The following is a 19,331-nucleotide window of genomic DNA, read 5'->3' on the forward strand; positions in this document are numbered from 1 at the left end:
GTTATTTTACCGGTAACATGATCTAACACAGCTCGTGGCACAATTTTCAACTTTTAAGCTCCGCGTGGATTCACCCGCGGAGCTTTTTTTATTACACTGCCGGAAGTGATTTTGCCCCTGAGCTCCGGACAGCAAGCGTTTCAGCGTTGTTAACAACTGCCAGCGACTTTGTAAACTCCCGAGCCCGGACAGATAAATGAGAGGAGCTTTTATGAATCCGACATTGTTACGCGTAACACAGCGCATTTTTGAGCGCTCGAAAGAGACCCGTTCGGCCTACCTCGCCCGGATTGAGCAGGCAAAGAGCAACACCGTCCACCGATCTCAACTGGCCTGCGGTAACCTGGCGCACGGCTTCGCCGCCTGCCAGCCTGACGATAAAGCGTCGCTGAAAAGCATGTTGCGTAACAATATCGCTATCATTACCGCCTATAACGATATGCTCTCCGCGCACCAGCCCTATGAGGTTTACCCGGATATCATCCGTAAAGCGCTGCACAGCGTGAATGCGGTCGGCCAGGTGGCGGGTGGGGTACCCGCCATGTGCGACGGCGTAACGCAGGGTCAGGACGGTATGGAGCTCTCCCTGCTGAGCCGCGAAGTGATTGCCATGTCCGCGGCGGTGGGTCTGTCACACAACATGTTTGATGGTGCGCTCTATCTCGGCGTGTGCGACAAGATTGTTCCGGGCCTGGTGATGGCCGCGCTGTCGTTTGGTCATCTGCCTGCGATCTTTGTGCCGTCAGGCCCAATGGCAAGCGGCCTGCCGAACAAAGAAAAAGTCCGTATCCGCCAGCTGTACGCGGAAGGGAAAGCAGACCGTCAGGCGCTGCTGGAGGCGGAAGCCGCGTCCTACCATGCGCCGGGCACCTGTACGTTCTACGGTACCGCGAACACGAACCAGATGGTGGTGGAGTTTATGGGGATGCAGCTTCCGGGCTCATCCTTTATCCAGCCGGACGCGCCGCTGCGCAAAGCGCTGACCGAGGCTGCGGCCCGTCAGGTCACGCGTCTGACCGGAAACGGCAACGAATGGATGCCGATGGGCAAAATGGTCGACGAAAAGGTCATCGTCAACGGGATTGTCGCGCTGCTGGCAACCGGTGGGTCAACCAACCACACCATGCACCTGGTGGCCATGGCGCGTGCTGCGGGCATTCTGATTAACTGGGATGACTTCTCCGAGATCTCATCCGTGGTGCCGTTGATGGCGCGCCTGTACCCGAATGGCCCGGCGGACATTAACCACTTCCAGGCCGCGGGCGGCGTACCGCTGCTGATGCGCGAGCTGCTGAAAGGCGGTCTGCTGCACGAAGATGTCAACACCGTGGCGGGCTTTGGCCTGCAGCGCTACACCCAGGAGCCATGGCTGAACAACGGCGAGCTGGACTGGCGTGATGGGGCGAGCGCGTCTCTTGATGCGCAGGTTATCGCCACCATCGACAAACCGTTCTCTCCTCACGGTGGCACCAAAGTGCTCAGCGGTAACCTCGGTCGCGCGGTGATGAAGACCTCTGCCGTACCGGAAGAGAACCAGATTATCGAAGCGCCGGCGGTGGTATTTGAAAGCCAGCACGACGTATTACCTGCCTTTGACGCCGGTCTGCTCGATAAAGACTGCGTGGTAGTGGTGCGTCATCAGGGGCCTAAAGCCAACGGGATGCCAGAATTACATAAACTTATGCCACCACTTGGTGTATTATTGGACCGCCGTTTCAAAATTGCACTGGTGACCGATGGACGCCTCTCAGGCGCCTCAGGTAAAGTGCCTTCAGCCATCCACGTGACGCCGGAAGCGTACGACGGTGGCCTGCTGGCGAAAGTGCGTGACGGTGACATGATCCGCGTTAACGGTCAGACGGGCGAGTTAACCCTGCTGGTGGATGATGCCGAACTGGCGGCACGTCAGCCCCATATTCCTGACCTGAGCGCGTCGCGCGTGGGAACAGGACGCGAAATGTTTGGCGCGCTGCGTGAGAAACTCTCCGGTGCTGAGCAGGGCGCAACCTGTATTACGTTTTAAGACGACTTGATTTTAACGATCTGGCGAGAGAAAACTCTGATGAAAAACTGGAAAACAAGTGCAGAAGCAATCCTGACCACGGGCCCTGTCGTGCCGGTTATCGTGGTAAACAAGCTGGAGCACGCTGTACCGATGGCGAAAGCGCTGGTTGCGGGCGGCGTTCGCGTTCTGGAAGTGACCCTGCGTACCGCCTGCGCGATGGATGCCATTCGCGCCATTGCTAAAGAAGTGCCGGACGCCATCATCGGTGCGGGTACCGTGACGAACGCAAAACAGCTGGCTGAAGTGACCGAAGCGGGCGCACAGTTTGCCATCAGCCCGGGCCTGACCGAGTCGCTGCTGAAGGCCGCGACCGAAGGCACTATTCCGCTGATCCCGGGCATCAGCACCGTCTCTGAACTGATGCTGGGCATGGACTACGGTCTGAAAGAGTTTAAATTCTTCCCGGCGGAAGCGAACGGCGGCACCAAAGCGCTGCAGGCCATTGCCGGTCCTTTCTCCCAGGTACGCTTCTGCCCGACGGGCGGTATTTCTCCTGCCAACTACCGTGACTACCTGGCGCTGAAAAGCGTGCTGTGCATCGGTGGCTCATGGCTGGTTCCGGCGGATGCGCTGGAAGCGGGCGACTGGGATCGCATCACCAAACTGGCTCGCGAAGCGGTGGAAGGCGCGAAGCAGTAAGTCATTCGTCGCATGAAAAACGGGCCTTTCGGCCCGTTTTTTTATCCCTCTACCTTAACGCTTGCTGCGGCCGCTTTCGCTCTCGCCACGGCGTCGTCAACGTTATCCCCGGTGGCTAATGCCACGCCAAGACGACGGGTACCGTCGATCTCCGGCTTACCGAACAAACGTACCTGCAACCCGGCACCCACCGCCGCGTCGACGTTATCAAACGTAACGTTCTGGCTGGTTAACTGCGGCAGGATCACCGCCGAGGCGGCCGGGCCGTACTGACGGATACCGCCGACGGGCAGGCCGAGGAAGGCACGCACGTGCAGAGCGAACTCGGAAAGATCCTGCGAAATGAGCGTGACCATGCCGGTGTCATGCGGGCGAGGGGAGACTTCGCTGAAGATCACCTCATCGCCGCAAACAAACAGCTCCACGCCGAACAGGCCATAGCCGCCCAACGCCAGGACGGTTTTACGGGCGATCGCCTGCGCACGTTCCAGCGCCAGAGCGCTCATCTGCTGCGGCTGCCAGGATTCGCGGTAATCGCCATCTTCCTGGCGGTGGCCAATCGGGTCGCAGAAATGGACGCCGTCAACGGCGCTGACGGTCAGCAGCGTGATCTCGAAATCAAACTTCACCACGCCTTCGACAATGACGCGACCGGCACCGGCGCGACCACCCTGCTGGGCGTAATCCCACGCCTTGTCCAGCGTGCTGCTGTCGCGAATGAAGCTCTGTCCTTTACCGGAGGAGCTCATCACCGGCTTAACGATGCACGGGTAACCAATCTCCTCTACGGCCTGCAGGAATGCGGCCTTATCGCCAGCAAAACGATAGCTCGAGGTGGGCACTTCCAGCTCTTCCGCCGCCAGGCGACGAATGCCCTCGCGGTTCATGGTCAGCTTTGCGGCTTTCGCGCAGGGCACCACGCGCTGGCCTTCCTGCTCAAGCGCAATCAGCGTATCGGTGGCGATGGCTTCAATTTCCGGTACAACGAAATCGGGTTTCTCGCGCGTAATCAGCTCGCGAAGGGCATCGCCATCCAGCATGTTAATCACATAAGAACGATGGGCGACGTGCATGGCGGGCGCATCGGCGTAACGATCTACGGCAATGACTTCCACGCCTAAACGCTGGCACTCAATGGCGACCTCTTTTCCCAGCTCGCCCGATCCCAACAGCATCACTCGCGTCGCCGCAGGTCGCAGCGCGGTTCCTAAACGAATCATAACAATCCCCCTGAAAAAGTTGCGGGCAGTATAAACGAAAACGTTTGCGTCTGTCTTGTGCACCGCAAAGCGCGGGAGGAAGAAATTTGCGCTTCTTTAGCCCGGCCAGACATTTCCTGACGCCTGCTCGCTTACGCTGTGGAACATATTCACCGTTAAGTGAGGGAAACCATGTCTGGCTGGCTAAATCAATTGCAATCACTGTTAGGGCAGAAAACATCGTCTTCCGGCGAGCGGGACCTCAGTAAACTGCTGGTACCCGGGGCGCTCGGCGGCTTGGCTGGCCTGCTGGTCGCGAATAAATCCTCGCGCAAGCTGCTGGCAAAGTACGGGACAGGCGCGCTGCTGGCCGGTGGGGGCGCGATTGCGGGCACCGTCCTGTGGAATAAATACAAGGACAGGGTCCGAACCGCGCACAGCGACGAACCGCATTATGGCGAGCATACCTCGCCGCTGGATCTGCGTACTGAACGGTTGATCCTGGCGCTGGTTTTTGCCGCGAAAAGTGACGGGCATATTGACGATAAGGAACGACTGGCGATCGAACAGCAGTTGCGTGAAGCTGGCGTTGAAGAGAAGGGCAGAGCGCTGGTGGCGCAGGCCATTGAACAGCCTCTGGAGCCGCAGCGTCTTGCGCAAAGCGTGAAAAATGAGGAAGAGGCGCTTGAACTCTATTTCCTCAGCTGTGCCGCCATCGATATCGATCACTTTATGGAACGCAGCTACCTGAATGCGCTTGGAGACGCGCTGAAGATCCCCCAGGACGTGCGTGAGGGCATTGAGCGGGATATCCGGGAACAAAAACAGGCGTTACAGGGATAGTGCTCGCCGTTGCGATCCGGTTTCGCTTGCATCATGCGTGGGTTTTGCCAACCTTATAGGGTGTAAAACTAAAAAGAATGATGACATGCCACCGAAAGCCCGACGTATACCTTATGCGATCACCACGCATGGCGATACGCGTATAGACAACTATTACTGGCTACGGGACGATTCGCGCTCCCGGCCAGAGGTGCTCGACTACCTGCACGAGGAAAATGACTACGGCCGCAAGGTCATGTCCAGCCAGCAGACGCTTCAGGACCAGCTGCTGAATGAGATGGTGCAGCGCATTCCTCAGCGCGATATCTCGGCGCCCTGGACCAAAAACGGCTATCGCTACCGCCATATTTACGAGCCCGGCAACGAGTATCCCATCTACCAGCGTCAGTCGGTGCTGAGCGCCGAATGGGATGCGTGGGATATTCTGCTGGATGCCAACCAGCGCGCCGCCCACAGCGAGTTTTATACTCTGGGCGGCATGTCCATTTCACCGGATAACGCGGTAATGGCGCTGGCGGAGGATTATCTCTCGCGTCGTCAGTACGGCCTGCGTTTTCGCAATCTGGACACCGGCAACTGGTATCCTGAAATGCTGGAAAACGTCTCCCCGGATTTTGTCTGGGCGAATGATTCCGAGACGGTTTACTACGTCAAAAAGCATGCCTCTACGCTGCTGCCTTATCAGGTATGGCGGCATACCGTGGGGACAGACTCTGCAGACGACGAGCTGGTCTATGAAGAGAAAGACGAAACGTTCTATGTCAGCCTGCATAAAACCTCCTCACGCCATTATGTGATTATCTTCCTGGCCAGCGCCACGACGTCGGAAGTCCTGCTGCTGGATGCCGAGCTGCCCGACGCCCAGCCGCTCTGTTTCCTGCCGCGCCGGAAGGATCATGAGTACAGCCTGGATCACTTCCAGCACAGCTTTTATCTGCGCTCGAATCGCGAGGGTAAAAACTTTGGTCTCTATAAAACCAAAGTGCGCGATGAGCGCAAGTGGGAGGTGCTTATTCCCGCGCGGGATCAGGTGATGCTGGAAGGGTTCACCCTGTTCACCGACTGGCTGGTGGTGGAGGAGCGTCAGCGCGGGCTGACCAGTATCCGGCAAATCAACCGTAAAACGCGGGAAGTGGTGGGGATCGCGTTCGACGACCCGGCCTATGTGACGTGGATTGGTTTCAACCCGGAACCTGAATCCTCGCGGCTGCGCTACGGCTACTCATCGATGACCACACCGGACACCCTGTTTGAGCTGGACATGGATACCGGGCAGCGCCAGGTGATTAAACAGACCGAGGTCAAAGGGTTTGAGTCTGAAAACTACCGCAGCGAGCACCTGTGGGTCACCGCCCGGGATGGCGTCGAGGTCCCCGTCTCGCTCGTCTATCACAAAGCCCATTTCCAGAAAGGCAAAAACCCGATCCTGGTGTACGGGTACGGCTCCTACGGCTCAAGCATGGATGCCGATTTCAGCAGCAGCCGATTAAGCCTGCTCGACCGCGGCTTTGTTTTCGCCATCGCCCATATTCGCGGCGGCGGTGAGCTGGGGCAGCACTGGTATGAGGACGGGAAATTCCTGAAAAAGAAAAACACCTTCAATGACTACCTTGACGTCTGTGATGCGCTGATTGAGCAGGGCTATGGCGATCCGCAGCTCTGCTTTGGCATGGGCGGCAGCGCGGGGGGCATGCTGATGGGGGCGGTGATCAACCAGCGCCCCGAGCGCTTTAAGGGAATTGTCGCGCAGGTGCCGTTTGTCGATGTGGTGACGACCATGCTCGATGAATCCATCCCCCTTACAACAGGGGAGTTTGAAGAGTGGGGGAATCCGCAGGATGAGATTTACTACCGCTATATGAAAACGTACAGCCCGTACGATAACGTGGAAGCGAAAGCCTATCCCCACATGCTGGTCACCACCGGTCTGCATGATTCTCAGGTGCAGTACTGGGAGCCGGCAAAATGGGTGGCGAAACTGCGGGAGCTGAAAACCGACGACAACCTGCTGCTGCTGTGTACCGATATGGACTCCGGTCACGGCGGGAAATCGGGTCGATTTAAATCTTACGAAGGGGTTGCTCTGGAATATGCCTTCCTGATTGGCCTGGCGCAGGAGACGCTGCCAGGCCGTGCGGAGCGTTAAGCTTCGCCCAGATAGTGCTTCAGCGTCAGGCGCAGTTCCGGGCTCATTTTGTCGAGGTTGTTATACAGCCAGCGCAAATAGCCCGGGTCTTTATCCGCAATATCAGACACCGCTCTGCCCCGGTATTTACCGAAGGTAAATGTGGTCAGCAGTGCGGGGCGTCCGGTAATCGTTGCCATATCGTCCGGCGTCCAGCCCGAGGTGTTCATAATATCGATGAGTATCGCGGCGGTGATAAAGCAGTCATACAGGGCCCGGTGATGGTGAAGTCCCTCAGGCGTGCGGACGCTGAGCTTGCGGGACTTGTACAGCGCCATATTGCTGTATTTAATGCCCGGCCAGAGGCGACGCGCCAGCTTCATGGTACAAATCCATTCCCCCGGCATCTCAGGTAGCACCCGGCGGTCAAAACTGGCGTTATGCGCGACGTACCAGGGGCTACCGTAATAGTGGGGAATGATCTCTTCGATCCACGGCTTGTCCGCCACCATCGATTCGGTAATGCGATGGATAGCCATCGCCTGAGGGCTGATGGGGCGGTCGGGACGCACCAGATGGCTCATTGGGTTGACGATTTTACCATCAACCACGTCGACAGAGGCCACTTCCACAATTCCGCCCTGAAGATCGCAAGTTTCGGTATCGATGACGCGCAGCATTGAACACTCCTGAGCTTAAAACGCCTAGCCTAAAGGAATGATATCGCCTTGCCAACCCTCTCCGCCGAGCGTGCCGGTCAACAGCAGCTCGCCCCGATCGGCGCGGACGATCAGCTGGCCTTTTTCATCCCACAGCGCGCTACCGCCGCAGGCGTTCGCCATCAGCACCGCAATGGCATATTTATGCGCGAAGCGCTGCAGGGTACTGATGGATTGCCGCCAGCGGTGATCCTCCACGGACTGGCTGCTGGTAAACAGCGACGCTCTGGGATCGAGATTGGGGGAATCGGCATGCGCATCAATAATGCTAAGTTGTTTTTCCCCCGGCACCAGGCTGGCACCGCTACCTTGCGGGTAGCGCAGGATGCGGTGACGGGCGGGCGTGAAGAGCGCGAGGCCTTTCTGGCGCTGACCGTTCCGTTCCAGGGGGAGCCCGGCAATCACGGTAATCCGGTAAAAATGCGCCGCGTCCAGCAGCGGTTCCAGCTGCGCGTCATCGGGTGGGGGAGGTAGCGTCGTGGTACCCGAGCCTGTTAATGAGAGTTCAGGGAACACCAGCAGATCGCACCGCTGCCGTGCTGCTTCGGCGATGAAGCGCAGGTGGTGCGTGATATGGTCATCGACACTCTGATGCTGCCCACCATACTGGGCTGCCGCTATATTCCAATGTGACATCGTGACTTCCTTATACACTGAGTCGCAGAGATTTAAGAATACACCTAAATTTATCAGGGTTTTCTTATCCTGCCAGATTCAGCGTAAGGAAGTGTAACGGCTCGTTAAGCTTATTTAACTTTAGGTTCGTACGGTAAACGGGAGAGGTTAACCGAGGCGAGACGGTGGGCGATGAGTCTTTCGCGAAACCAGTCGCGCAGATGGGCGGGCTGTTCCCGTTCAACGACTTCAGCCACGACAGGCATGTTGTAACGCTCTTTGAACGCGACGCCAGCGGCAGCGAGATCGACATTCACTTTATCCATCTCGTCCTGTGGAAGGGCGGCCAGATTGATCTTCATTACCTTCTCCTTTTTCTGCGGCGGCAACGTTACCGCGATTGCACGACGATGACAAGCGGAGGCAGGATGTTCCTCGACTCGTTTATTATACAGCGTTATTCTTTAGCATACAGACATAACAAAAAGGAATGATTGCGATGGGTTTCTCCGCTTCCCGCGCGGTATGCGCACTGGTTTTTCTGACCTCTACAATGATGACCTCCTCCGCGCTGGCGCATGCGCACCTTAAGCAGCCGATCCCGGCAGCGGACAGTGTGGTGAGCGCTCCGCAGGCACTTACACTGCATTTTTCAGAAGGCATCGAACCGGGATTTAGCGGTGTGGTGGTGACGGACGCACAAAAGCAGGTCATCAAAACGGGTACCGCTACGCGAGACGAAAAGAACAAGGCGCAACTCACCGTTCCGCTGGAACAAACGCTGACGTCAGGGACGTACCAGGTGGACTGGCATGTCGTCTCTGTAGACGGTCATAAAACCAAAGGCAGCTATCACTTTAGCGTGAAATAGCATGCTGGCGCTGTGTTATATCGGGTTGCGCTTTGTCCATTTCGGGGCGCTGATGCTGGTTTTTGGCAACGCGCTTTACAGCGTCTGGTTTGCGCCTTCCTCCCTCCAGCGGCTGATGTCCCGGCGTTTCCAGCTGCAGCAGAAAGTGGCGGCCTTAGTGAGCCTGGCGGCTGCACTCCTGATGTTTATGCTTCAGGGCGGACTGATGGGTAACGGCTGGGGAGATGTGTTTGCCCCGCAGGTCTGGTACGGCGTGATGAGGACACAGTTTGGCGGCGTCTGGCTGTGGCAAATAATTCTTGCTGTGATGACGGTCGCTGCAGCATGGCTCGCGCCGCTGAAAGGTTCGCGGCTGCTGCTGCTCGCCATGGGCCAGCTTATCCTGCTGGCGGGAGTAGGGCACGCGGCGATGAACGACGGTCCGATGGGAGCGTTGCAGCGCCTTAATCACGCGTTTCACCTGATCTGTGCTGCTACCTGGCTTGGCGGATTACTGCCCCTGCTGTTCTGTATGCGTCTGGCGAAAGGGCGCTGGCAGAATGCCGCCATCTATACCATGATGCGCTTCTCGCGCGTGGGCCATTATGCGGTCGCGGGCGTGCTGCTCAGCGGAGCGATCAATGTGCTCATGATACTGGGCGTCCATATTCCCTGGCAGGCTGACTACGTGCAGTTTTTGTTGTTCAAATGTGCGCTGGTGGCGTTGATGGTGGTAATTGCGCTGGCAAATCGGTATTTTCTGGTGCCACGGTTTCGTCCGGAGACCGGGCGAGCACAACAGATTTTTATCAGGATGACACAGGCAGAAGTGGTGCTGGGGGCGCTGGTACTGGCAACGGTCAGTCTGTTCGCCACCTGGGAACCCTTCTGACAAGGTTAAATATCATATGAAAAAGACAGTACTTTCTCTCATATTGCTGGCCTGCACGGGGAGCGCGTTAGCCGCACCGCAGGTTATCACCGTCAGCCGTTTTGAAGTGGGTAAGGATAAATGGGCGTTCAACCGCGAAGAGGTGATGCTGACCTGCCGTCCGGGCCATGCGCTGTATGCCATCAACCCGAGCACGCTGGTGCAATACCCGTTAAATGAAACCGCCGAGCAGCAGGTGGCCAGCGGAAAGAGCAGCGGCCAGCCGATTAGCATTATTCAGATCGATGACCCGGCGAATCCGGGCCAGAAAATGAGTCTGGCCCCGTTTATCGAGCGCGCCGACAAGCTCTGCTAACGTTCAGGTTTCCAATAAAAAACCGCAGATGCTTGCGAAAGCACTGCGGTTTTTCACATTTTATGATGCTCTGGCGCTTTTTTTCCGACCGCTTTAGCTGTGGACTGGAAAACCTGGCGTCGTCATCTATTCTTAAAAGGCAAGGCGACTTAGCCTGCATTAATGCCAACTTTTAGCGCACGGCTCTCTCCCAAGAGCCATTTCCCTGGACCGAATACAGGAATCGTATTCGGTCTCTTTTTATCTATTTGTTTCTCAAGCGTTTTTCGGTCTTTACCCGAAATGCCCAGAAAATTACTCGAATACTCCATATCCTGTCTAAACCATAACATAATCTGCACCGCGTACGTCCAGGTATTTTTTGGTCATTGTTAAATTTTTGTGGCCGAGCAAGCATTGAGCAAACTCCTCTCCGCGCTCCTTTTCATAGGGTCTGTTCGCGAGGCTTCTGCTCTCATGTAAAGGTGGCGAGTTAGGTCAGAATTTCAACCCGGGTGAATCCCTTATCTCTCGAACGCCCGGGGAAGACAGTCAGGAGTTAGCGGTCCAGGTTTTCTTTCTCCGCAGAGCGGGGTTCGAACATATGGATAAAATAAGTTGGGTAAATCCAAAATCTGCCGATATGTTAAGAGATATTTTTAGGGAATGGCGTCCATGAAAACACAGAATTTACTCCTGTTTATACTCTTAACCGTGGCCCAAGGCAGTCATGCTCAAGAACAATACAATTTTGAAGCTGTAAAACCTGCAGTGATTGAATTCTTTAAGCGCGGGGCAGGAAATCCTGATAGTTGCAATGTGTTCAAAGAGCAGCTAGCAAGAAATTTTGAAGATAAGCAAACAAGGAAAATGATGATTGGTCTCTGTGACAGCGACTTAGATACAACCAAGCCAGTTTCTTTTACAGAAATGTCATTACATCATTCTGAAGGGCATCCCTATGTTTGCGGCATTCTCTCTGGTGAGACTCAACTAGGCCGAAAAATAGGTGCTCGTTTTATTGCTGCCGAACCATATCATTTGGTTCTAGGCTTCAAGTATTCACGACGACCGATAGCTTACGCAACTGATGATAAATTTCTGGTCGATGAAGTTCGATCTCAGATCAAAGCATTTAATGAACTTTATGCAAAAGCATGTAACTGAATTAAAGCTCTCTGCTTGTTCTTCAGTTCGATAATATTTTGGAACTCAGCGTACACCGACATTCAGACCGAATGGATGTATTGGTAAGCATTAAAACCCGTATTTGACGGGTTTTTAATGCTTAACTCTTTGAATGGTAGAAGGTTAATTGTGGCGTAAAAGAAATCGTTTCGAACACTACCTTTACGATACAGAGCATCCCTTAAGAACTTTTTTGTAATTCACAACACGACATAGCTAAATTCAGCCCGTTTGCCTGCCTTGTTAATTTTTCTATAGCAATTCAACAAAGTGGGTGCGGGGTCTAAAAGTGCGACTTAACCGACGCCTCGATTTCATCAAGCAGCTCAAAGCGACGGCGGTATTCAGCGCGTTTTTTACTGGCGATCTCTTCAAGGGATTTGCGTGCCATTTGCAGCGGCAGCTGCCAGCAGAAAGCGGAGAGTTTTTTACCGTCCAGAGATGCCCAGAATTCATCATAGCTGGCGTGGAAATGGCGGCCTTTGCTGAGGCGATAGCGCAACGCGCGGAATACGTGGCCCTCATCGCTGACGGCAAAAATCGCCCGGACAGAGGACTGTGCAGCCAGCTGGAAAAGCACTTCCATCAACACGCGCTTTGGGAACAAGCCGTGGCAGGCGCGGGTGGCCTGTTTAATCACGTCACGCGTTACGCTGCGACGGGGACCCTGAAGCCCGCCAATGACCATGACTTGCTGACCATTGCTGCGTGCGACGCTAAAGGTCAGGCTGGCCAGCAGCGTATCCTCGTTGTCGCGAAGCCACAGCGTGCTTTCACCTTCACGCTCGGCTTTTCCCGCAGAGGACGCATTGACCGTATAGATAACACCGTCTTTTGCATGGAACTGCGCAACGGGTTGCTCCTGCGGGCTGGTCAGGGCCTGGGCGAGGCAGCTCTCTTTCAGGCTATCAATCCAGTAATAATGGCTAACGATCGCGTCGGCGCGATCGTTAGCCGTCAAACCGCGCATCAGGTACTGCCGGTGGGTTTTGCTTGGCAATGTAATTTGAGAGGCCAGCAGTTTGTCGAAATCGTCGCGACCAGAAAGCGCCTCCAGCATTCGATGGGTAGAAGACCAGAACACCAGCGAACGTAACAGGAACTTCAGGCGATATTCGCGTTTGCGCCAGATCGGTCCCGGGACGCGTTTGCCGTTCACCAGCTCGGAAATAATATTTGTGCGATGCGGATAGAAAACATCGTTATGCAGGTGCGTATTAGACACGTGAAGACCCCTCTTTTTTTCTCCCTTTATTCTAAAGAGCCAGGAAAAAGGGATTAATAGCGCGAGGATCTTTATTTCTGTTTGGTTTACCGTTTGTTTCACTTCGTGAGGACCACGCCCGTCTGTTGCATTTTCTGCGGCGGCTATACTGTTAACAGGAGGGGCTATGTATCAGCGAATTGAAGGTGGGATGTGGCGTCATGTCTGGGTTGTCAGCGATATACATGGCTGTTATCAGTGGCTTATGGAGGAGCTTAAACGCCGTCATTTTAACCCGTATGAGGATTTGCTTATTTCCGTTGGGGATATGATCGATCGTGGGCCTGATAGCGTGAAATGCCTGCAGCTAATTCATGAAAAATGGTTTCGTGCCGTCCGGGGCAACCATGAGCAAATGGCGCTCGACGGTCTGGATAATAACGATTTTTCTCTCTGGATGATGAATGGCGGAATGTGGTTTGCGCAACTTGAACGCGACCAGCAACAGCTTGCGCTGTCGTTGCTCGAGGCCTGTCGCGATTTACCGCATATCATTGAGATAACCTGTGCGAACGGTCTGAACGTGATTGCCCATGCGGATTATCCGGCAGCGGAATACTGCTGGCAAAAACCGGTCAGTGCCCATCGCGTTTTATGGGACCGCGATCGGTTGATGGGGTTTATGGTGGGCAAAGGGCAGGGCATCAGCGGTGCGGATCATTTCTGGTTCGGACATACGCCCGTCGACAGAAGGTATGATTTTGACAATCTTCACTACATTGATACGGGCGCCGTATTTGACGGTTACTTTACGCTGGCACAGCTGCAGTAATAAATAACCCGCCTTCGGGCGGGTTCTCTTTAGGTCAGGCAAGACGCATGACCCAGGCATCGGTTTTACTATCGTAATGCTCACGGTAAAGGACAGAGTGTTCACCATCAAGTATTGCCGGGACGCTGGTGTCTGCATCCCATGCATCAAGCTGCATGCACAAATCCGGGTCGGATTTGCAGGGAATACTTAACGTTCGATCGCCTTGTGCTTCGCCGCGCAGCTCTGCGTCGTCGATCTCAAAAGCGCCAATACGCACGCTGGTTTTCGTCATAGTGCTCTCCGGGTCGGTTGTCAAAATCTGGTATGACCAGTGCGGTCATCCATTTTTGATCGTAGACAAGGAGAGCAAAATCGCCAGTAAAAAAATGCGCTTTTTTTCAGGCCGTGCGATCGTTACCGGTAAACAGCCGTCCATCGCGAACCAGCTCGCGCGGATAGCTGTTTTTCAGTCGTGAACCGACTTTTTTTGCCAGCCCGAGCGGGTATCCCTGATACGTCACGATCACTTCATCGCCTGATGGCGTGCTGTCAGGATAGACATCGCGACCACGATACCACTCTTCGGCTTCCTGATGCGTCAGGGCAAAGGCATTTTCGTGCCCGGCAAGGGCGATGACGGCCTCATGCTGCCAGCGATAGCCTTTATTATGCACTTCCGCCAGGCGGAGCCCGATTCGGGAAAAACGGACCTTTCCGATGAGCGGTTCGATCTCAGCCGGGAACAGCCATACCTCTTTATCACGGATCCAGAGGCGCAGGCTCTCATCCCAGACCAGGCCAATTTTTTCGGCGGCGGCGACAAGCTGTGCTGCATCGCGACCTTTGAGGGGGGCAAACGGGAAGTTGCCGACCTTGAATTTAGGTGCGGGCAGGGGAGCAACTGCCTGTGTTTTACGCAGACGCGCCACAAAGAAGCCTTCGCAGTCGTAAATCTGTGGGAACACATGAAGGAAACCCTCAGGGGTGACCGCCTCCTGTGCTGAGGCAAACAGCTCGTCGAGCGGCAGGAACTCGACCGCATCCGGGTAATGCGCTTTCAGCCACAGGCAGACGTCTTCGTTTTCATCGCGGTTTAAGGTGCACGTTGAATAGACCAGCGTGCCGCCAGGGCGCAGGGCATGGAATGCGCTCTCGATCAGCTCCCGCTGCGTGGCGGCGATCTCAAGGTTGCTTTCCACGGACCAGTTCTTTAACGCATCGGGATCTTTACGCACCACCCCTTCGCCGGAGCAGGGGGCGTCCAGCAGGATGGCGTCGAAGGCTTCCGGCAAGGCGGCGCCAAACACGCGCCCGTCGAAGTGCGTCAGGGCAACATTATGAATACCGCAGCGGCTGATGTTGGCATGCAACACCTTCACGCGGCTGGCGGAAAACTCGTTGGCGAGGATCGCACCGCGGTTACCCATGCGGGCGGCAATTTGCGTGGTTTTTGAGCCAGGCGCCGCGGCCACATCCATCACGCGATCGGGCGCGTTGCCCTCTGCGAACAGGGCAGCCACCGGCAGCATTGAGCTGGCTTCCTGGATATAGAACAGACCGCTCAGATGTTCCGCGGTGCTTCCCAGCGGCACGGCGTCTTCGTCATCGCGCTCGATCCAGAACCCCTCTGCGCACCACGGTACCGGCGTAAGCTGCCAGCGGTACGGCGAGACCAGTGCCAGAAAATCTTCGACGCTGATTTTCAGCGTATTGACGCGAATACTCCGGCGTAACGGACGCTGGCAGGCGGCGATAAAATCGTCTAACGACAGGTGAGAAGGAAGCGCCTCGCGCATCTGCGCCAGGAATTGTTCAGGAAGAAATACGGAGTTTTGAGCCACGGGCACACCACAGGGAAAAGTTCAGGTGCGCAGTGTAACATAAAGGCTCCGGTGCGTTGACACCGGAGCCTTGCAGATTAACGCGGCAGGGCGGTTCCCCATTCGCGCCACTCTTTCGGTTCGCTTTCGAGCAGCAGGAATTGTTTACCCGGCTGCGCTTTCGGCGCCAGCGGCGTCCCCGGCGGAGTGGCAAAGGCAATGCCACCGCGAATGAACTGGTTGAAGGTGCCGGTTTTCACCACGCCTCCCGTCAGGCCAAAGTCCAGCGAATAGCCGGATGCCAGCCAGAATACCGAGTTATTACGTACCAGGTGCTGGTAGCGTTCACTGATGCGCAACGCCACCATTACGCGGTCGGAGAGCGTACCGAGCGTCAGGCCCGTGACCGTACCTACTTCAATACCGCGGAACAGTACAGGCGTGCCGATGCTCAGCGAGCCCGCTTCCGGCACTTCCACCACGATGCTCAGGCCGCCAAGGTAGCGCGAGTCGGTGATCGTGGCTTCCTGCAGCTCGAAATCACGACGGGCATTGCCCTGGCCTGGCTCCACGTTGATGTACGGCTGCAAAATGGTGTCGAGATGCTCAACGCCCGCGGCCGAGATCTGCGGCGTGACCACCGAGAAGCGCGTACCCGTCCGGGCAAAGGTCTGCACATATTCCGGGTAAAGTACGGCGGTGGCCTGCACCTCGTTACGCGAGGTGATCAGCGTCAGCTTCTGGATCTGCCCGATATCAATACCCAGATAGCGGATGGGCATGCCTTCCGCCAGCTTACCGGCGTCAAATGCGTGGAGGGTAATCTGCCCCCCCACGGCGCGGGCGGCGGTCTCGGACGGGAAGAGAATACGTTTATCGCCCTTGCGCAGATTCGCGCCCGCACCGCTGAGGTTATCAAAGCTAATCGCCCCCCGCAGCGCGCGTGACAGCGGAGAGGCCTGCACGGTCAGTCCGTTGCCGTTAAGCTGAACTTTCGCGCCGCCTTCGGCCCAGAAGACGCTGTTTGGCGTCAGCAGCTTGCGGTACTCCGGCTTGATGTGCAGTTCGATATCAAAGGCGTCGGCACGCGGGCGTACGGTAATCACTTCCCCGACTTCAAACTTGCGATACAGCACCACGGAGCCCGCCTGAACGTCCGGCAGGGTCTCGGCGCTTAACGTCAGCGTGGTGGTAGGAAGATCGCTCAGGCTGTTTTCAATCGCTTTCTCCAGGTTGGCATACAGCGGGTAGCTGTCGCGCACGGGGCCTTTATCCCCCGGTAAAATGCGGATACCGCCGTTGACCCATTCGCTGGCGCTGGCACCGAGAAACTCCACGCCGTCCAGACCCACTTTCACGTCGACGCGACTGTTCACCACGAATTTACTGTCACCGTGCACCAGGTCTCTGTATTGCGGGTCGATGGCGACGGAGAATTGCACCCCCTCCGCGGAGAGCTTGCGCTCCAGCACCTGTCCCACCTGCACGCCGTGTAAAATCAACGGCTGACCGGCTTCAATCCCATAGCTTTCAGGCGCATTCAGGGTAACCGTCACCACGCCCGGTTTTTGCAACAGAGCTTTATCCGCCGGAGCAATCACGAAGCTGTTGCTGGGCTGTCCTTCACCCGGGATCAGCTCAAAGGTATTGCCGGTCAACAACGTGCTGAGGCTGGTATCGTTCAGCGAGATCTTTGGACTGCGCATTTCGATGCGCGTTTTCTCGCGCAGGAGATCGACCACGCTCGGATCGACCGTCATTTCGCCGGTGACCGACCCGCCCGGGTTGAGCGTCATTTTGGTGAGCTGGCCGACCTGCAGACCCTGATACATCAGCGGCGTTGAACCCGCTTTTAGCCCCTTAGCATCGGGCAGGGCAAGTTTGACGATCACGCCGCGCTGGCTGTGCGCCAGGTCGGCGTACAATCCGAACGTGTCATCAGCGGTGGCAGGGCTCGAGTTTTCCGGGGAGTCAAAGGCAATGGCGCCGTTCACCAGGGCGGCCAGACTTTCCAGCTTCACTTTGGCGCCGCTCAGGCTGAGGTCGGCATCCACGCCGGACACGTTCCAGAAGCGGCTGCCCTTTTTCACCAGATTGGTGAAGCGACGCTCGATCAGCACATCAATGGTGACGCCCTGTTTGTTCGGGTTAATCGAGTAATCGTACACGCGGCCAACCGGGATCTTACGGAAATAGACCAGGGAGCCACTGTTCAGGGAACCGAGGTCCGGCGCCTGGAGATGAATCATCAAATCGCCGTTATTAAGACGGTATTTGGGCTGCGTATCCAGCGCAACAAAGTGATCCTGCGGCTCGCCTTTGCCCGGCATCATGCCAATATAGTTCCCGCCCACGAGCGCATCCAGCCCGGAGACACCGGCCAGAGAGGCTTTTGGCGTCACCAGCCAGAACTGTGTTTCGCTGCGCAGGGCATCCTGCATGTCAGATTTGATACTGACCCGCACCTGAATCTTATTCAGCCCTTTTCCAAGGGAGATATCCTGAACCGTACCGACCTCAACCCCCTGGAAGCGAACGGGCGTTCGTCCGGCGACGATGCCGTCGGCGGTCTGGAAATCAATGGTGACTGTACTCCCGCGATCTTCATAGCTTGTCCAGATAAGCCAGCCTGCAATCATCAGGGCGATGACGGGCAGCAACCAGAATGGCGAAATGCGGCGTTTTGTTTTAATTCTCGCTTCAGTCGGCGAAGCGGGGGTTTCCTGACTCATGTGCATCCCAAAGTAAGCGGCTATCCAGCCATTCCACAGCAAGAATAGTCAATATCACCGCAGAGCCGAAATAAAAAGCCGCGGGTCCCATTGTAAAAGCAAGTAACTGATCGCGATTGATGAGCGACATCATCAGCGAAATCACGAACAAATCTAACATTGACCAGCGGCCAATCCAGGTGACGAATCGCAGAAGCAGAATGCGTGTCCGTAAACCTTGTTCACACTTTAAGTGAATGCTGATGAGCAGGGTAATCATCACCACCACTTTGGTAAAGGGAACCAGGATACTGGCAATAAAGACGATCGCCGCCACTCCGACATTGCTGTGCGCAAGGGAGATAATCCCGGAGAGGATAGTATCCTCCTGACGTCCGCCATTCACGTAAATGATGGAAATCGGCAGCATATTGGCGGGGATCAGGAACACCAGGGAGGCGATCAGCGCGGCCCAGCATTTTTGCAGGCTGTTGTTGCGCCGCAGCCGTAATGGAATGTGGCACCGCGGGCAGCGTCCGCGCGGGTCGGGCAACCCGGTATAGTGGCATCCCAGACAGACGCGCAGATTTTCATCGGGGCGCGTGGCGGGGCGCTGAGGGTAAAAACGCTCCCAGAGCTGCTCAACGTTCAGGTGGATCAGCGTCAGGATGCTCAGCAACACCAGACAGATGAAAGCAAAGAGTCCGATGCCGGGCTGCAAAAAGGCGTAGTCCTGGACTTTTATGGACGCAACGCCCACGCCGACCAGATAGATATCCAGCATGACCCACTCTTTGAGCTTATCCAGCATCAGCAGTACCGGGCGAAGGTTCATGCCAAGAATATTGCCAAACCAGAGATAGGCAATGGCGGCAACCAGCACCAGCGGTGCGCCCACGGTGCAGAACAGCACCATCGCGGCGGTGATGGGATCGCCCTGACGGGTCATCTGCCAGATACCCTGCAGCACGTTAGCATCAATGCGCACGCCAAGCAGATAGAGCTTCAGCAGCGGTTCGCTCCAGGCGAAGGGCATCAGCAGCAGCATGGTGACGGCCATGGCGGCGAGGCGGGTCAACGACCAGTCGCGGCCATCGCGAATTTTGGCGTCGCAGCGGGGACAGAAGGCACTTTGGTGCGATTTCATCTTCGGCAACATAAAAAGCGTATCGCACTGGGGGCAACGCTGATAATGTGCACGAGGCAAAGCTTCGCTTACCGTATGGACAGTTATCTTTCTCGTCGGCGTAATTTTGGTTGTTTTTAAGGCCATCAGCTGCGCACAAATAAGTATTGTTGAAAGTTATAATAAC

The 19,331-nt window shown here is 56.0% G+C and carries 18 protein-coding genes; 9 read left to right on the plus strand and 9 right to left on the minus strand.

What is annotated here, in order from left to right; genetic code table 11:
- The first annotated feature begins 211 nt into the window (after positions 1–211).
- The gene (edd, locus tag ACMGGE_RS03190) at positions 212–2,023 is read left to right on the plus strand and encodes a phosphogluconate dehydratase (protein WP_420293344.1); all 1,812 of its coding nucleotides are present in this window, start codon (positions 212–214) and stop codon (positions 2,021–2,023) included.
- A gap of 39 nt (positions 2,024–2,062) precedes the next feature.
- The gene (gene kdgA / locus ACMGGE_RS03195; protein WP_008500459.1) at positions 2,063–2,704 is read left to right on the plus strand and encodes a bifunctional 4-hydroxy-2-oxoglutarate aldolase/2-dehydro-3-deoxy-phosphogluconate aldolase; all 642 of its coding nucleotides are present in this window, start codon (positions 2,063–2,065) and stop codon (positions 2,702–2,704) included.
- 41 nt (positions 2,705–2,745) lie between these two features.
- On the opposite strand, the gene purT is transcribed toward kdgA, so the two are convergent.
- Positions 2,746–3,924 carry a formate-dependent phosphoribosylglycinamide formyltransferase gene (purT, locus tag ACMGGE_RS03200; RefSeq protein ID WP_126533673.1) on the minus strand — a complete coding sequence of 393 codons (1,179 nt, stop codon included), beginning with the start codon at positions 3,922–3,924 and terminating at the stop codon, positions 2,746–2,748.
- A gap of 171 nt (positions 3,925–4,095) precedes the next feature.
- Here purT and ACMGGE_RS03205 point away from each other — a divergent pair, with 171 nt between their 5' ends.
- Together ACMGGE_RS03205 and ptrB are read left to right on the plus strand one after the other, a co-directional pair.
- Entirely contained in the window at positions 4,096–4,746 is a 651-nt protein-coding gene (locus tag ACMGGE_RS03205) for a tellurite resistance TerB family protein (protein WP_008500461.1), read from the plus strand.
- An 85-nt stretch (positions 4,747–4,831) separates the two neighbouring features.
- A complete protein-coding gene (ptrB, locus tag ACMGGE_RS03210; protein ID WP_045908214.1) occupies positions 4,832–6,892 on the plus strand; it encodes an oligopeptidase B in 2,061 nt (686 codons plus the stop codon).
- Here ptrB and exoX read toward each other — a convergent pair.
- The 3 genes from exoX to ACMGGE_RS03225 form a co-directional block, all read right to left on the minus strand.
- Positions 6,889–7,551, minus strand: coding sequence for an exodeoxyribonuclease X (exoX, locus tag ACMGGE_RS03215; RefSeq protein WP_420293345.1), 663 nt, complete (start codon positions 7,549–7,551; stop codon positions 6,889–6,891). The two genes, ptrB and exoX, sit on opposite strands and share 4 nt — an antisense overlap.
- A 24-nt stretch (positions 7,552–7,575) precedes the next feature.
- Positions 7,576–8,226: a carbon-nitrogen hydrolase family protein gene (locus ACMGGE_RS03220; RefSeq protein ID WP_048223735.1), complete on the minus strand. Its 651-nt coding sequence runs from the start codon at positions 8,224–8,226 to the stop codon at positions 7,576–7,578.
- Between the two features lie 110 nt (positions 8,227–8,336).
- Positions 8,337–8,567: a DNA polymerase III subunit theta gene (locus ACMGGE_RS03225; protein WP_008500465.1), complete on the minus strand. Its 231-nt coding sequence runs from the start codon at positions 8,565–8,567 to the stop codon at positions 8,337–8,339.
- Positions 8,568–8,704: 137 nt separating this feature from the next.
- Here ACMGGE_RS03225 and yobA point away from each other — a divergent pair, with 137 nt between their 5' ends.
- From yobA to ACMGGE_RS03245, 4 genes are all read left to right on the plus strand, one after another.
- The gene (gene yobA, locus ACMGGE_RS03230; RefSeq protein ID WP_048029432.1) at positions 8,705–9,076 is read left to right on the plus strand and encodes a CopC domain-containing protein YobA; all 372 of its coding nucleotides are present in this window, start codon (positions 8,705–8,707) and stop codon (positions 9,074–9,076) included.
- A 1-nt stretch (position 9,077) separates the two neighbouring features.
- Entirely contained in the window at positions 9,078–9,947 is an 870-nt protein-coding gene (copD, locus tag ACMGGE_RS03235; protein WP_420293346.1) for a copper homeostasis membrane protein CopD, read from the plus strand.
- Positions 9,948–9,963: 16 nt separating this feature from the next.
- The gene (locus ACMGGE_RS03240) at positions 9,964–10,302 is read left to right on the plus strand and encodes a YebY family protein (RefSeq protein ID WP_048029434.1); all 339 of its coding nucleotides are present in this window, start codon (positions 9,964–9,966) and stop codon (positions 10,300–10,302) included.
- A gap of 654 nt (positions 10,303–10,956) precedes the next feature.
- Entirely contained in the window at positions 10,957–11,448 is a 492-nt protein-coding gene (locus ACMGGE_RS03245) for a hypothetical protein (protein WP_063621985.1), read from the plus strand.
- Positions 11,449–11,752: 304 nt separating this feature from the next.
- Here the strand turns inward: ACMGGE_RS03245 and ACMGGE_RS03250 are convergent, their stop codons facing one another.
- Positions 11,753–12,694 (minus strand): VirK/YbjX family protein, encoded by a 942-nt coding sequence (locus ACMGGE_RS03250; RefSeq protein WP_262766083.1) that lies wholly within the window; start codon positions 12,692–12,694, stop codon positions 11,753–11,755.
- Between the two features lie 166 nt (positions 12,695–12,860).
- Here ACMGGE_RS03250 and pphA point away from each other — a divergent pair, with 166 nt between their 5' ends.
- Positions 12,861–13,505 carry a protein-serine/threonine phosphatase gene (gene pphA / locus ACMGGE_RS03255; protein ID WP_048223724.1) on the plus strand — a complete coding sequence of 215 codons (645 nt, stop codon included), beginning with the start codon at positions 12,861–12,863 and terminating at the stop codon, positions 13,503–13,505.
- 34 nt (positions 13,506–13,539) lie between these two features.
- Here pphA and ACMGGE_RS03260 read toward each other — a convergent pair whose 3' ends face one another.
- The 4 genes from ACMGGE_RS03260 to yebS all read right to left on the minus strand — a co-directional run bounded on the left by ACMGGE_RS03260 (position 13,540) and on the right by yebS (position 19,291).
- Positions 13,540–13,779, minus strand: a complete 240-nt coding sequence (locus tag ACMGGE_RS03260) for a YebV family protein (protein ID WP_008500472.1) — start codon at positions 13,777–13,779, stop codon at positions 13,540–13,542.
- 106 nt (positions 13,780–13,885) lie between these two features.
- A complete protein-coding gene (gene rsmF, locus ACMGGE_RS03265) occupies positions 13,886–15,328 on the minus strand; it encodes a 16S rRNA (cytosine(1407)-C(5))-methyltransferase RsmF (RefSeq protein ID WP_420293347.1) in 1,443 nt (480 codons plus the stop codon).
- Positions 15,329–15,405: 77 nt separating this feature from the next.
- On the minus strand, positions 15,406–18,039 hold the full coding sequence (locus tag ACMGGE_RS03270; protein WP_420293348.1) for an MlaD family protein: 2,634 nt from the start codon (positions 18,037–18,039) through the stop codon (positions 15,406–15,408).
- On the minus strand, positions 18,008–19,291 hold the full coding sequence (gene yebS / locus ACMGGE_RS03275) for a membrane integrity lipid transport subunit YebS (protein WP_045908227.1): 1,284 nt from the start codon (positions 19,289–19,291) through the stop codon (positions 18,008–18,010). Before yebS ends, ACMGGE_RS03270 begins: the two co-directional genes overlap by 32 nt.
- Positions 19,292–19,331 lie beyond the last annotated feature (40 nt).

It is taken from the genome of Enterobacter sp. BNK-22 (assembly GCF_048684805.1).
Lineage (GTDB): Bacteria > Pseudomonadota > Gammaproteobacteria > Enterobacterales > Enterobacteriaceae > Enterobacter > Enterobacter quasiroggenkampii.